The organism is Caballeronia eucalypticola (assembly GCF_047608185.1).
Taxonomy (GTDB): Bacteria; Pseudomonadota; Gammaproteobacteria; order Burkholderiales; family Burkholderiaceae; genus Caballeronia.
The window spans coordinates 81,794-95,537 of sequence record NZ_JBLKRU010000009.1 but is presented as its reverse complement, the minus strand read 5'-3'; the positions used below and the strand labels follow the sequence as shown (position 1 = coordinate 95,537).

The 13,744-nt window shown below is 58.1% G+C and carries 13 protein-coding genes; 6 read left to right on the top strand and 7 right to left on the bottom strand.

What is annotated here, in order from left to right; translation table 11 throughout:
• Positions 1–13: 13 nt before the first annotated feature.
• Entirely contained in the window at positions 14–520 is a 507-nt protein-coding gene (locus ACMX25_RS13125) for a universal stress protein (RefSeq protein ID WP_414950375.1), read from the bottom strand.
• Between the two features lie 28 nt (positions 521–548).
• A complete protein-coding gene (locus ACMX25_RS13120) occupies positions 549–1,397 on the bottom strand; it encodes a universal stress protein (RefSeq protein WP_414950374.1) in 849 nt (282 codons plus the stop codon).
• Positions 1,398–1,724: 327 nt separating this feature from the next.
• Here ACMX25_RS13120 and ACMX25_RS13115 point away from each other — a divergent pair, with 327 nt between their 5' ends.
• Positions 1,725–2,762, top strand: coding sequence for a zinc-dependent alcohol dehydrogenase family protein (locus ACMX25_RS13115; protein ID WP_414950373.1), 1,038 nt, complete (start codon positions 1,725–1,727; stop codon positions 2,760–2,762).
• A 91-nt stretch (positions 2,763–2,853) separates the two neighbouring features.
• Positions 2,854–3,090, top strand: a complete 237-nt coding sequence (locus ACMX25_RS13110; RefSeq protein WP_414950372.1) for a UDP-glucose 4-epimerase — start codon at positions 2,854–2,856, stop codon at positions 3,088–3,090.
• A gap of 17 nt (positions 3,091–3,107) precedes the next feature.
• On the opposite strand, the gene ACMX25_RS13105 is transcribed toward ACMX25_RS13110, so the two are convergent.
• The gene (locus ACMX25_RS13105; RefSeq protein ID WP_414950371.1) at positions 3,108–4,235 is read right to left on the bottom strand and encodes a PAS domain-containing sensor histidine kinase; all 1,128 of its coding nucleotides are present in this window, start codon (positions 4,233–4,235) and stop codon (positions 3,108–3,110) included.
• A gap of 271 nt (positions 4,236–4,506) precedes the next feature.
• On the opposite strand from ACMX25_RS13105, the gene ACMX25_RS13100 reads away from it, so the two are divergent.
• Entirely contained in the window at positions 4,507–5,088 is a 582-nt protein-coding gene (locus tag ACMX25_RS13100; RefSeq protein WP_414950481.1) for an OmpW/AlkL family protein, read from the top strand.
• Between the two features lie 129 nt (positions 5,089–5,217).
• Positions 5,218–5,910 (top strand): CBS domain-containing protein, encoded by a 693-nt coding sequence (locus tag ACMX25_RS13095; RefSeq protein WP_414950370.1) that lies wholly within the window; start codon positions 5,218–5,220, stop codon positions 5,908–5,910.
• Between the two features lie 36 nt (positions 5,911–5,946).
• On the opposite strand, the gene ACMX25_RS13090 is transcribed toward ACMX25_RS13095, so the two are convergent.
• From ACMX25_RS13090 to kce, 4 genes are all read right to left on the bottom strand, one after another.
• Positions 5,947–6,738: an SDR family oxidoreductase gene (locus tag ACMX25_RS13090; RefSeq protein WP_414950369.1), complete on the bottom strand. Its 792-nt coding sequence runs from the start codon at positions 6,736–6,738 to the stop codon at positions 5,947–5,949.
• 36 nt (positions 6,739–6,774) lie between these two features.
• Positions 6,775–7,515, bottom strand: a complete 741-nt coding sequence (gene fabG / locus ACMX25_RS13085) for a 3-oxoacyl-[acyl-carrier-protein] reductase (RefSeq protein ID WP_414950368.1) — start codon at positions 7,513–7,515, stop codon at positions 6,775–6,777.
• A 55-nt stretch (positions 7,516–7,570) separates the two neighbouring features.
• Complete coding sequence (locus ACMX25_RS13080) at positions 7,571–8,914, bottom strand: MFS transporter (protein ID WP_414950367.1); 1,344 nt, start codon at positions 8,912–8,914, stop codon at positions 7,571–7,573.
• Between the two features lie 110 nt (positions 8,915–9,024).
• A complete protein-coding gene (kce, locus tag ACMX25_RS13075; protein WP_414950366.1) occupies positions 9,025–9,957 on the bottom strand; it encodes a 3,5-dioxohexanoate:acetyl-CoA acetone transferase in 933 nt (310 codons plus the stop codon).
• 145 nt (positions 9,958–10,102) lie between these two features.
• On the opposite strand from kce, the gene ACMX25_RS13070 reads away from it, so the two are divergent.
• A complete protein-coding gene (locus ACMX25_RS13070) occupies positions 10,103–11,128 on the top strand; it encodes an AraC family transcriptional regulator (protein ID WP_414950480.1) in 1,026 nt (341 codons plus the stop codon).
• Between the two features lie 1,213 nt (positions 11,129–12,341).
• On the top strand, positions 12,342–13,727 hold the full coding sequence (locus tag ACMX25_RS13065) for a glutamate decarboxylase (protein WP_414950365.1): 1,386 nt from the start codon (positions 12,342–12,344) through the stop codon (positions 13,725–13,727).
• The last annotated feature ends 17 nt before the right edge of the window (positions 13,728–13,744 follow it).

Sequence of the window (13,744 nt, the reverse complement as noted above, 5' to 3'; positions counted from 1 at the left end):
AAGACCGCGCCATTTACGTTGATGCGCCCGCGACGTCCAGCGTGCTGACTATGCGCGGTCCATTTGTTTTCGCGGAATGCAGCGGTACCAGCAGCACCGGCCGGGTCGAGATCCGCAAGAAACGCTCGGCCACGCTGCCCAGCACGAGCCTTCGCCAGCCGCGCCGGCCATGCGTGCCCATGACCACGAGATCGGCGCTGAAATCTTTCGCGGCGGCCGTGATCCGTTGAGCGATGTCATCACCCAACGGATCCACCTCGACCACGAGCGTTGAGCCTTTGACGCCCCCACGCAGCATCTTGGCGGCAGCGTCGGCGAGTACCAGCGCTCCCTCTTTGACGAAGGCTTCACGTACGAGCGACGGGTCACAGGCCGGCCCCGAATACATCAATTGCGGCACATCCACCACATAAACGGCCTTGACTTCCGCGTCGTGCTCGCGAGCAAGTTGCAGCGCGGCGTCAAGGGCGTGCGCTGACGTTTCGCTGCCGTCGATAGGAACGAGAATGCGGCTGTACATGAAGAATCTCCTTAGTCCAAAAGCAACATCAGTGCGACATCAATACGGGTATGGGCATGGATTCCAGCATGGTGCGCGTCGCGCCGCCCATGACGAGTTCCTGCCAGCGCGAGTGGCCATACGCGCCCATGACGATCAGGTCCGCACCCAGATCCGACGCGCGTGAAATCAGCATGTCGCCCATGGAGACGTCTTTGACACCATCGAGTGCCGCCACTTCGACCTTGACGCCGTGCCGCGCAAGCTGAAGGGCAATGTCGGCGGCTGGAAGGCGGTTGACGGGATTCGCGCCCGGATCTTCTTTCGATTCGTTAAGCCTGACGACGGTGACCGTTTCCGCGCGCTGCAATAACGGCATCGCGTCTTGAACCGCGCGGGCCGACTCGCGGCTGCCGTTCCACGCAACCATGATGTTGGCGCCGAGCGTCGGAAACACGCCGTTGTAGGGGATGAACAGCACGGGGCGGCCCGAGGTCATCACGAGCGTTTCGGGGAAATGATCGGCGACGAATGCTTCCGGATCGTCGGGGTCGTCTTGCCCCGCCACGACCAGGTCCGCGTAACGCGCATAGCGAGGGACCGCTTCGCCCGCGTAGTCAGGGTAGTCGACCCATTGCCCTCGTACGCCTGCTCGAAGCAGTTCCGCATGAAATATCCGTTCGAGCGCACCGTGGCGTTCCTGAAGGACTTTTCGATGCTCTTCGTAGTAGTCCGCCGTGCCGGCCATGACGTAGAAAGTACGCGGATCAGGAGCGAACGCCGAGAACACACCCGTCAGGTGGGCGTCGAATTGGGTAGCGAGACGCAGCGCATATTCGAGGCGCGGATGGGCGCGTGCGCTCGCGTCGAGTTGAACGACGATGCTTTTGTAGCTCATCGCAAATGCTCCGTTAGTGGGTCGTTGGCGTCGGTGACGCAGTGAGCGCGGGGTGTTGCAGCTGATTCGCCTTAGAACCGGCCCAGATCGCCTGGCGCTTACAAAAAGTCTATGAGTTCGCGCTTTTTTTCCGTTGACGCAGATCAAGGAGCCGCGTCCCGGCGCGTAATGAAGTGGCCTTGCGAGCGCTGTCATGGGCGTGGGTGAAACGTTGCGCATCCATGTCTTATCGATTGATACAGGTCAACCGTGCCCGTGCCGGCCGGGCCTAAAGTTTCGTCAGGGAAACCCCGTTTCCAGGCATGTGCAGGCAAAAGGAGATTGACGATGAAGGCACTCGTGTATCACGGACCCGGCAATAAATCCCTCGACGACCGCCCAATGCCGAAGCTCCTTTCGGCGACGGATGCAATCGTCAAGGTCACGCGTACGACCATTTGCGGAACGGACCTGCATATTTTGAAAGGTGATGTGGCGACCTGCGAACCGGGCCGCATCCTGGGACATGAAGGCGTGGGGGTAATCGAGGCGGTTGGCGCTGCGGTGTCAACCTTCAGGCCGGGTGATCACGTCCTGATTTCTTGCATCACGTCGTGTGGAAAATGCGATTATTGCCGCCGCGGCATGTACTCGCATTGCACGACAGGCGGCTGGATTCTCGGCAACAAGATCGACGGCACGCAAGCCGAATACGTGCGCATCCCGCATGCGGAAACGAGCTTGTACCCCATTCCCGCCGGCGCCGATGAAGAAGCGCTGGTCATGCTCTCGGACATCCTCCCGACCGGTTTCGAGTGCGGCGTGCTGAACGGAAAGGTGCAGCCGGGCAGCACGGTTGCCATTGTCGGCTCGGGTCCAATTGGCTTGGCTGCATTGCTCACGGCTCAGTTCTACGCGCCGGCTCAGATCATCATGATTGACCGCGATGCAAACCGGCTGGAAGTCGCGCGAACCTTTGGCGCGACCGCATGCGTGAACAATGCAAGTGGCAACCCGGTGCCGGAAATCATGGCGCTGACGGGCGGCATTGGCGTGGATTGCGCGATCGAAGCAGTGGGCATGCCGGCCAGCTTCGAGCTATGCGAATCGATCATTGCACCGGGTGGAACCATAGCCAATGTGGGCGTTCACGGCGTGAAGGTCGACCTGCATATGGAATGCCTGTGGGACCGCAACATCACGATCACGACGCGACTGGTGGATACCGTCAGCACGCCCATGCTGCTGAAGACCGTTGGGTCAGGGCGTCTGGAAGCGGGCAAGCTCATCACGCACCGCTTTGCGCTGGAAGATGTTCTGAAAGCGTATGAGACGTTCTCTCAAGCCGCCGATACACACGCGCTCAAGGTGATTATTGAAGCGTAAGTCCTGCGGAGATTGGCATGAATGCGGCGCCGCTGATGTTCGGCGGCACGAACACGAAGCGGCCGCGGGTCGTCGTCCGAGGAGATATGACATGGCGCTGACGGGTCAGGTGACCGGTGACGACTGGAGTGTTTTCACGCAAGGCATTCCAGTCGGCGACAGCTTTTGCTGTGAAGTGCACGTCGCGCACAGCGTGCCGGCGGGTGAGTTCAAGCATCAGTTCCGGCACTCGAAAATCTTCGCCCGCGAGTCGGAGGCCGTGCTCGATGGCTTGCGCGAGGGCGTGGTGTGGATCGGCCTGAAGCGTTCTGAAACGATTCATCTGTAGAGCGGATCGGCGGTGCCTTAGTTGCCGTCGGAGTCCGCTTTGACGGCGTCGACGGGCAATGAGATGTCAATTCGAAATCCATCGCCCGGCGCGCTGTCGAATGTTGCTCGTCCCTTTAACTGGCGTACTCGTTCCCGCATACCCAGTAATCCGAAGTTTTCCTTGTTCCGGTTGCCATCGAGCATTGTCCCTTTGCCGTTATCTTCAATGTGCATGCGGAAGTCGTCATGCTCGACGTGCATTTCCACGTGCACCCGGGTAGCTTCGGCGTGACGGGTAACGTTGGTCAACGCTTCTTGCACGATGCGAAAAATAGCGGTTGCAGCCGTCGGCGATAACGCCAGTTTCTCCACCTCGTTTCGTACGGTGACAGCAAGCCGGTAGCGATTGCGAAATTCCTCCGCGAGCCATTCGAGTGCCGCACCCAGGCCCAGGTCGTCGAGCATGGGGGGGCGCAGCCCGCCTGCAATACGCCGCGCTGAGGCGATGATCGAATCAATATGCGCTTGCAACGCAATGGTCTGCTTAATGGTGTGGTGCGCCGATTTGCCGTCTTCCGTGACGGATTGATTGAGCAAGGCGACATCCATCTTGAGTGCGACCAGTTGCTGGCCGAGGTCGTCGTGAAGCTCGCGTGCTATCCGGCTTCTTTCTTCCTCGCGCGCGGTCTGAACATGTAAAGACAACGCACTGGCATGCTGAAGCTCCACCAGCCGCAGCCGGTCCGTCATGTCCCGCGTAACCTTGGCGAAACCGCGCAGCGTGCCGTCGGATTCGCGAATCGCCGTGATGGTTACGTTTGCCCAGAAACGCGAACCGTCCTTGCGCACGCGCCAGCCTTCATCCTCAGCGCGGCCTTCAGACGCAGCCAGCGTCAGTTCCATGCGCGGTTTTTCCGCTGCAACATCATCAGGCGTATAGAAAACCGAAAAGTGCTGCCCGATGATGTCCTGGGCCGCGTAGCCCTTGATGTTTTGCGCGCCACGGTTCCAGCTCGCGACGCGCCCATCCGGATCAAGCATGAAGATGGCGTAATCCTGAACTGCGTCGACAAGCATCCTGAAGTGGATATCGCCCAAGGCGTGAGGAAATACGTTGCTGGCGAGCTCGTCGTTTGCGGGTGAAGAGGGGCGATCGCTTGGCACGTGGTTCTCCGGCTCGAATTGCTCGTGTCGCTCGTTTAACCTATAGGCGCCGCGCTAAGCGTAAGGCTGGCGGAGAGCGTATTTACCAGGATCAATTGTATATGGCGTGCTGTGCCGCAATAAACCGCACCCTCGTTATACCGGTTTGCTGATCCACATCATGGCGCAGTAACCGCTCCATTCGGAAAATCCCCTTACGGAAAAACGCATTCGCGACGGGAACAACAAGGGGAAAACCGTGGGAAAGCATTCACTATTTGCGGCGGCGCTGATGGGCGCGGCGTTATCGGCGGTATGCATGCCGGCACACGCCGATCAGGGCGACATTCTTGCGCGCGTCAGGGCAATCAGCATCCAGCCCAGTGTTTCCGCAGGCGGCACATTGGGAAGCATCGGGACGGGCGTCAACAACAGCATTGTTCCCGAGCTCGACTTTGTTTATATGGTGCGTCCGAGCATTGGCATCGAGTTGATCCTTGCCACGTCGCGTCATCAGGTCACGTCGAATGCCGGGGCGCTCGGCGGCGTGAACGTCCTGCCGCCCACGCTCTTGCTTCAGTACTATTTCAACGCGGCCGGCAAGATTCGCCCTTACGTTGGCGCGGGCGTGAACTACACGCTGTTTTATAACAACGGCCTGCACGCCGGCGATACGCCGGTATCGATCAAGAACTCGAGTTTCGGCCCCGCGCTGCAAGCGGGTGTCGATGTGCAGGTCGCCCGCAATCTGTTCGTCAATTTCGACGTCAAGAAGATCTGGATGCGCACCAGCGCGTCAGCGGATGGCGCCTCGCTTGGGTCGCTCAAGATCGACCCGCTCGTAGTTGGCGTTGGCGTCGGCATGCATTTTTAACGGCGGCACGGTTGATCTGAATCATGTCCGCCGCGCGATCCTTCACTAGCATTCTTAACGATGGCGAGTTTTCGTAAGGTTGGTTCAACCTTGTCAGGCACTCGCCCGATTACATTGAGGGGAAATACCATGCGAGCAGTTGATGTCATGACCAGGAAGGTCATTACCGTGGGACCCGGCACGACCGTGCGAGATGCCGCGCGCCTGTTTGCCGACAATCACATCAGCGGTGCGCCGGTGGTGGACGATGAGGGCCGCTTGCTTGGCATGCTCACCGAGGGCGATCTCATCCATAGAGCCGAGATCGGCACGCAAGCGCGGCGACGTTCATGGTGGCTTGAATTCTTTGCATCGACACAAAATCTGGCCGCAACGTATATCAAGGAGAACGCGCGCCTGGTCAAGGACGTCATGACGCCCAAGGTGATTACCGTCAAGGAGACCACGCCGGTGAGTGAAATAGCCGATCTCCTGGAGCGGCATCGTATCAAGCGCGTTCCGGTGTTGTACGACGGCGAGCTGATGGGCATTGTTAGCCGGGCGAATCTGGTGAAGGCATTGGCCAGCGTTCCGAAGGACACGGGCGTGACCATGCTGAACGCCGACCAGACGTTGCGCGAGGCGGTCATCCGGGAACTTGACGGTCACCGTTGGGCCGTGGCCTCAGAAAACATTATCGTGAATGACGGCACGGTTCATCTGTGGGGCGTGGTTACCTCTTCCGAGCAGGCGCGCGCCATGTGCATTGCCGCGGAAAAGGTGCCGGGCGTCAAGGGCGTGGAAGACCATACCGACGCTCCCATGATGATCCCCGCGATGTAAGTGTTGTCGTTAGCAGCGGTCGTTAGCAGCGAGGCGTTACAGGTACTCGACGTTACCGTCGACGCTGATCGCCTGGCCGGAGATGTTCCGGCCCGCTGGAGACGCAAGGAATAGCGTCAGCGCTGCTACATCTTGGACGGTGACCATTCTCCTGAGAGAAATCTTTTGCAGATAGTCGTCCTTCATCTCGTCGAAGCTAATTCCCAGCGCGTCCGCGCGCGCGGAGATCACCCGGTCCATGCGCTCACCCTCGACGGCGCCCGGCAGGATCGCATTGACGCGAACGTTGCTCGGTCCGAGTTCCACCGCCAGCGATTTAACCAGGCCCACGATGGCCCATTTGGTCGCGGCATAAGGCGTGCGATACGGGTAGCCTAGTCGTCCCGCTACCGAAGCCATCGCGATGATGCACGGATTGAGCGAGGTCTCCTTCAGCACCGGCACCGCCTTCCTCAGGAGATAAAACTGGCTGTTGAGGTTGGTCGAAACGGTGCTTTCCCACTGGTCGGGATCAATGTCTTCTACCGCGCCCGTCGGGCCTGCAATGCCCGCATTGTTGATGAGAATATCGAGGCCGCCGAGCTTGGCGCGGGCGTCGTCGATCACGCGGTCCACTTGCTCACGGTTCGCGACGTCGGCAATGCCCACGTGTAGACGTGGCTTGTCGATTTTTGCTTTATCGACAGCATTGGAATCGACGTCGCAAATGTAGACGTCCGCTTCGACGTCCAGAAATGCCTGTGCGATCACAGCGCCAATGCCCGTGGCTGCACCCGAAATCAATACGCGCAATCCGGGCGCGGGCCTGAGCAGGTCAATAGTCTTCATACCATTCCTTGATTTGCCACATGGATAACGACGGCGTTACAGCGTCATCCCGCCGGACACTTCGATCACGGCGCCGTTGATATAACTCGCTTCGTCGCTGGCAAGAAAAGCGTAGAGGTTCGCGACTTCTTCAGGCTTGCCCAGCCTGCCTAGCGGAACCTGTTCGCGCATCTTTGCGAGCACATCGTCTGGAATAGTCGACAGGATGGGTGTGTCGATGAACCCCGGCGCCACTGCGTTGACGCGTATTCCCTTGGGTCCCAGCTCGCGGCTCCAGGTCTTCGTAAAACCGATCACGCCAAACTTAGCGGCCGCATAGTTGGTCTGGCCGAAATTCCCATAGATACCGACAACCGAACTCGCATTCAGGATGACACCCGAGCCTTGCTCGATCATCTTGTCGACAACCGCCTGCGACGCATGGAACACGCCTCGCAAGTTGACATCGATCACGTCGTCGAACTGTTTCAGTGTCATCTTCTGAAGACGCGCATCGCGTGTGATTCCGGCGTTGTTCACGAGCACATCGATCTTCCGGTAACGTTCCAGGACGTCCGCGACCATGTCGTCCACCGCGTCGCGATTCGCGACGTCGAGCGTAAAACCGATCGCGTCCGCACCCGCCTCGCGACACGCGGCAACAACGCTTGATACCGCCTCATGGTTCAGATCGCACACGGCGACGATCGCGCCTTCGCCAGCGAATTTAAGCGCCGTTGCTTCGCCGATGCCCTGGCCCGCGCCCGTGATAATGGCTACCTTTCCATTCAATCTCATTGTTTGTTTCCACTCGTTCTTAGGGGAAGAGAGCCTTAAAAAGCGCCTCGCTGTGTCATGACTTGAATTTCAGCACCGGTTCGTCAAGGCCTGCCGCCCGGTCTTCAGATTGAATCGCCTTAGCCAATAGCGGGACGAGGATGAGTCCCAGGAGCGATGCGCCGACGACAATTGAAAACCCCGATGCGCTTCTGCCTGACGCGGTCTCGGCCAAGCCGAAAAGATAAGGCCCCACGAACCCGCCGATCAGTCCGATCGTATTGATGAATGCCAGTCCAGCCGCGGCCTGAATGCCGTGCAGCCGCTTCATTGCAATCGCCCAGTAGAGAGGCAGCACGCCGCCTGCAAAGAACGCGGTGACCACAAAGAGCGCGAGCTGGACCTCCATGAGCGTGGACGAGATGAACAAGAGCGCGCTGACCACAAGGCCCGCGGTCAGCACACCGAGATAGATGCAGTCGCTGGTCACCCGGCGATGAATCCACGGCAACACCAGCACACCGATCAGGAAGCCAATGCCGACGCTGCTTGACAGCACACCGATCATTAGCGGCGACTTGACGTGCATCTGCTGGATCATCGCGGGCGTGAAGAAGACGAGCCCGACCAACGCGACCTGATTCAGGAAATAGATCAGCCCGATAAGCACAATGGCTGGGCGCTTCAACGCAGCGACCCAGTCCTCCGAGAAGATGCTGGCGTGCGCGGCATCCGGCACTGCGCGCGCTTCAAGTACGCGTGCCTCGTCGTTGGATAACCAGTGCGCGCCGGAGGGTCTTTCCGGCAGCTTGAACCACAGGATCACGCCAACGACAACGGTCGGCAATCCTTCTAGCAGGAACAGCCATTGCCATCCATGCAAGCCTGCGAAGCCGTCCATCTGCATGAATGCGCCGCCGAGCGGATTGCCGATCACCAATGCAAGAGCCGGTGCGGTATAGATCCAGCCGACCGCGACCGAGCGGTCTTTCGGCGCAAACCAGAGGGTCACCATGTACATCAATGCGGGAAAGAGACCCGCTTCAGCGACGCCAAGCAGAACCCGGATTGTGTAGAACGACCACTCGCCCTGGACGAACATCATCGCGGCCGAAAGCGCACCCCAGGTGACCGCGATTCTCGCAATCCAGCGACGCGGCCCGAAGCGGTGCGCAGCAAGATTGCTCGGCACTTCGAGCAGTGCATAACCCAGGAAAAAAATACCCGCGCCCAGCCCATACGCCGCAGCGCTGATGCCCAGGTCGGTGGCAAGCCGTGCCTTGGCGAGCGATACATTCGTTCGATCAAGGTACGACATGAAATAAATCGCGCACATGAGCGGGATGAGCCGCAGCATTGCCTTGCGCGTTGCAATGCGGTGTAGTTCGCTACTGCTGTCGATGTTGGTTCGGGTTGTCATGATGTCTCCGCCAAAGGTTGCACGTTGTTGTTTTTGTTGGCTCTGATCGGCCGGTGTTATTGCCGACGCCGGTGTCAGGCTGAGTTCATTCGATGCTTCAAGAACTGCACTTAGAAGCTGACTTTATCGGCGCCTTTGAGACCGAGCATTTGCCGCGCTTCCGCGGGCGTCGCGATCTCGAACGAAAGCTCTTCCAGGATGTGTCGAATCTTGCGCACTTGCTGTGCGTTCGTTTCGGCCTTCACGCCCTTCGACAAGAACACGCTGTCTTCCAGACCGACCCGAACGTTGCCGCCCATGATGGCGCCCATGGTCACGAACGCCATTTGATGGCGGCCTGCGCCCACGATTGAGAAGTGATAGTTTTCGCGGCCAAAGAGACGGTCCGCAGTCGTGCGCATGACTGACATGTTCTCCGGTTCGGCGCCTAGACCGCCAAGAATCCCGAACACCGACTGGATAAAGAACGGTGGCTTGATCAGCCCCTGATCGACGAAATGCGCGAGGTTGTAGAGGTGCCCGACGTCGTAGCATTCGAACTCGAAGCGGGTGCCGTTAGCGCCCAGTTCGAGCATGATGTTCTTGATGTCCTTGAAGGTATTACGGAAGATCGTGTCTTCCATTCCTTCTATGAAGTCCTTCTCCCAGTCGTAGCGCCACGACGATATCTTCGCGGCGATCGGATGGATCGAGAAGTTCATCGAGCCCATGTTCAACGAACACATTTCCGGCTTGGCAACGCGTGGATAGGCCAGCCGATCCGCGAGCGTCATGCCCGTGCTGCCGCCGGTCGTGATGTTGATGACCGCATCGGTCGCTGCGGCGATCGCGGGAACAAATTCCCTGAAGATATCGGGCGATGGAGTAGGGCGGCCATTCGACGGGTTGCGTGCGTGCAAGTGGATGATCGCAGCGCCCGCTTGCGCGGCTTCGATCGATTGCGTCGCGATTTGCGCCGGCGTAAGCGGCAAGTATTCCGACATCGACGGCGTGTGCGTCGCGCCAGTGATCGCGCACGAAATAATGACTTTGCGATTGGTCAAGCGTGTCTCCTGAGTATTCGAGTCTCCGGCTTGTCCATCGACGGACCGCCCTGTTGTGATATGGATACTAGTGAGATACGATTTCCCTCTTAAGGTCATTTTCGGACAACGCGATGTTGTCATGGGACATTCTGAAGGGGACGCGGTGTCATCGAAATTGCCATTGCTGAATGAGCGCATTTACGCGCCCTACAAGATCGCTGCGTTGGTCGAGGTGTTAAGCGAGCAGGGCATTGCGCCGGAAGACAGCCTGAAAGGCAGCGGCGTTGACGTCGATAAGATCTACGATGCGTCGGCGTTGACCTCGGTCCGGCAATACGCAGCGGTTTGCAGGAACGCGATCCTGCTGTCGTGCAGTCCTGCGACGCCTTTTATTGTCGGTTCGCGGCTGCATTTGTCCGCTTACGGAATGTATGGATACGCGTTGATGTCCTGCTTGTCGCTGCGGGATTATTTTCGGCTTGGCGTGAAGTATCACCAGCTTGCGACGCCTACGCTCACCATTGAATGGACCGAGTATCCCGATGAGGGTATCTGGACGTTTCCCGATGCGTTTATCTCCAGTCCGTCGCGAGAGCTGCGAGAGTTCCTGATCGAGCAGCAATTCACGCAGCATGTGACGCATCTTCAGGACGTTGCCGGCCACACTTGCCCGCCTACGAAGGCTTGTTTTTCGTATCCCGAGCCTGCGCACGGCGATATTTATCCTGAGTACCTCGGTTGTCCTTGCTACTTCGACCAGCCGCAATGTGAGCTTCATTACGACAGCGGTATTCTGGAACAAAAACCTCAACTGGCGCATCGGCACACGGCAACGCTTTTGCAGGAAACGTGCGACCGCCTCATTGGTCAGGCTAAGACATCGGTCGGCGTGTCGGGTGAGGTTTATCAGGTGTTGATGCGCAAGCCCGGTGAGTTTCCGAGCATGGAGGTGGTCGCGGACGCGTTGAGGATGACCAGCCGGACTTTGCGGCGGCGCCTTGAGGGGGAAGGTACCTCGTTCGTTTCAATTGTCGATGATGTGAGGTGTTCGCTTGCGACCGAGTACTTGAAGACTACCAAGATGAGCACTGACGATATTGCGATGTTGCTCGGGTTTAGTGACTCCGCTAATTTTCGTCGGGCGTTGAAGCGATGGACGGGGAAGGGGCCTGGGGAGTTGCGGCGATAGGGGGGCTGGGATGTACGGGTTTTGCGTTAGCGGTCGGGTTCAATGCCGGGTTGCACGGGTTTTGCGTTAGCGGTCTGGTTCAATGCCGGGTTGCTGCTTCTTAGGCCTTCGCGGGTTTTATGTTGGATGTTTTCTTTATCACTATTAGCCACTGCGCGTGGCGGCGCGTCATTTCTTTGTCCAAAGCGACAAAGAAACGAAGCAAAGAAAACGCTTTCACCGCTCTACCCTAAGTGTCCACAGCGTGCAGTTTTCATTCATGGGTGCCCCAAAAGAACGGTGCTCGCAAGAGCCACGGATGTGTGAACCCCTCCTTCTCGCGAATCCTGACATTAACACGCTTCGCCCCGTACGCTCTCGGGCAAGCACTAGCGACTGAACCTGCCCGAGGAGCGCCCCGCGCTATCCGCGGAAAACCTTCCACCGAATTTGTACGCATGCCGAACCATTTTTTAAACCGCCGAGAAATGGATCTGCAGAATGCGTGAGGCCTAACCCGGCAAATAGCAATGCAAACTGATAGCTAACTCGCGAAGTACCACTGCGGCAAATACGCGTGAGGCCGTGCGGGTTTCCTTGGCACGGGTGCTAGCCCGAGAGCGTATGGGGCGAAGCGTTTTACTGTCAGGATTCGCGAGAAAGAGGGGTTCACACATCCGTGGCTCTGGCGAGCACCGTGCTTTTCGGGTACCAATGAATCAAAACCGCACGCTGTGGACACTTAATTTTCAGAGAGGTGAAAGCGTTTTCTTTGCTTCGTTTCTTTGTCGCTTTGGACAAAGAAATGACGCGCCGCCACGCGCAGTGGCTAATAGTGATAGAGAAATAAGCCAACATAAAACGCGCAAAAACCTAAAAAGCAGCAACCCGGCAATGAACCAGAACCGCTAACGCAAAACCCGTGCAACCCGGCACTGACCCCGGCCGCTGACATCAGAACCTAGCAGCCCCGCCCCTGCACCGGCACGAACGAAAACCATTTTCCCACTGACCTTTAGACATTTAAAACTAAGAAAATATGAAAGCCACATGTAATTACCAATAAAACCAGCTTCAGCTATTAGAAAATTAAAAGACCTGCTCGTCGCGAGCATGACCCAGGTCAATGATCGTTCCGATCCGCGGGATATAACGGTATCAGGCCATGCGAAGCCATTTCGCTTAAGCACACCACGCTTGGCATCTCCGCTCAATCTTCCCACCGGAATAGTCAATGACATTTCTTAAGCCCGCGCTCAGCAGCGCTGAAGCGAACAATGACGAGTATGCGACAACTATCTCCGGTGCGTCACTGCCGAAATATCGTATTCCTAAACTCCCATCAGAACCCCATTCAGTGTTCGATCTGGTGCGCGACGAACTTTTCATGGACGGCAATTCGCGCCAGAACGTAGCCACGTTCTGCACCACCTATGCAGACGATGAAGTCCGCCGCTTGATGGATTTATCGATCGACAAGAACATGATCGATAAGGACGAATATCCGCAGACCGCCGAGATTGAAAAACGCTGCGTTCATATGCTTGCCGACCTGTGGCATGCGCCGCGTTCGTGGGAGACCACGGGATGCTCGACCACCGGTTCGAGCGAAGCCTGCATGCTCGGTGGACTCGCGCTCAAATGGCAATGGAAGAAGCGCCGGCTGGCCGAAGGAAAATCGGTCGACAAACCCAATATTGTGGTCGGCCCGGTGCAAGTGTGCTGGGACAAGTTCGCGCGTTATTTCGACGTCGAGCTTCGCCAGGTTCCCCTAAGCGGTGACTCCCTCGGCCTGCAACCGGAACAGCTCGCCGCCTATTGCGATGAAAACACCATCGGCGTGGTCGCTACGCTTGGCATTACCTTCACCTGCGTTTATGAACCCGTCAAGGCGCTCGCAGGCGCCCTCGATGCCTTGCAACGCGATGTCGGCCTGGACATCCCCATTCACGTGGATGCAGCGAGCGGCGGATTTGTCGCGCCTTTCATTCAGCCGGATCTGGAATGGGACTTCGCCATTGAACGAGTGAAATCCATCAACACCTCGGGCCATAAATATGGTCTCGCGCCGCTCGGAGTAGGTTGGGTCGTATGGCGCAGCGTGAAGGATCTGCCTGACGACCTGATCTTCATGGTCGACTACCTTGGCGGCAACATGCCCACGTTCGCGCTTAATTTTTCGCGGCCGGCGGGACAGATCATCGCGCAGTATTACTTGCTGCTCAGGCTAGGCCACGAAGGCTACAGGCGCATCCAGCAGGAATGTGCCGACACGGCGCAATTCCTGGCGGACGGTCTCGCCAAGCTTAGCGCGATAGAAATGGTGTACGACGGCCGCGGCGCGCTACCAGCGGTTTGCTACAAGCTGCGCCACCCCGATACCGCCGGCTTTTCGCTTTTCGATTTATCGGATCGTGTTCGCATGCGGGGCTGGCAAATCGCCTCATACAAGCTTCCCGCTGACCGCGAGGAAACAATCGTCCAGCGCATCCTGATCCGCCGTGGCATCACGCGCGACATGGCGGTACTCCTGCTAAACGACATCAAGACTGCAATCGCCCATCTGCTTGAGAACCCAATACCCAATTCAAAGGCGGGACCGGGGTTTCACCATGACTGACATTGACGGCTTAACGA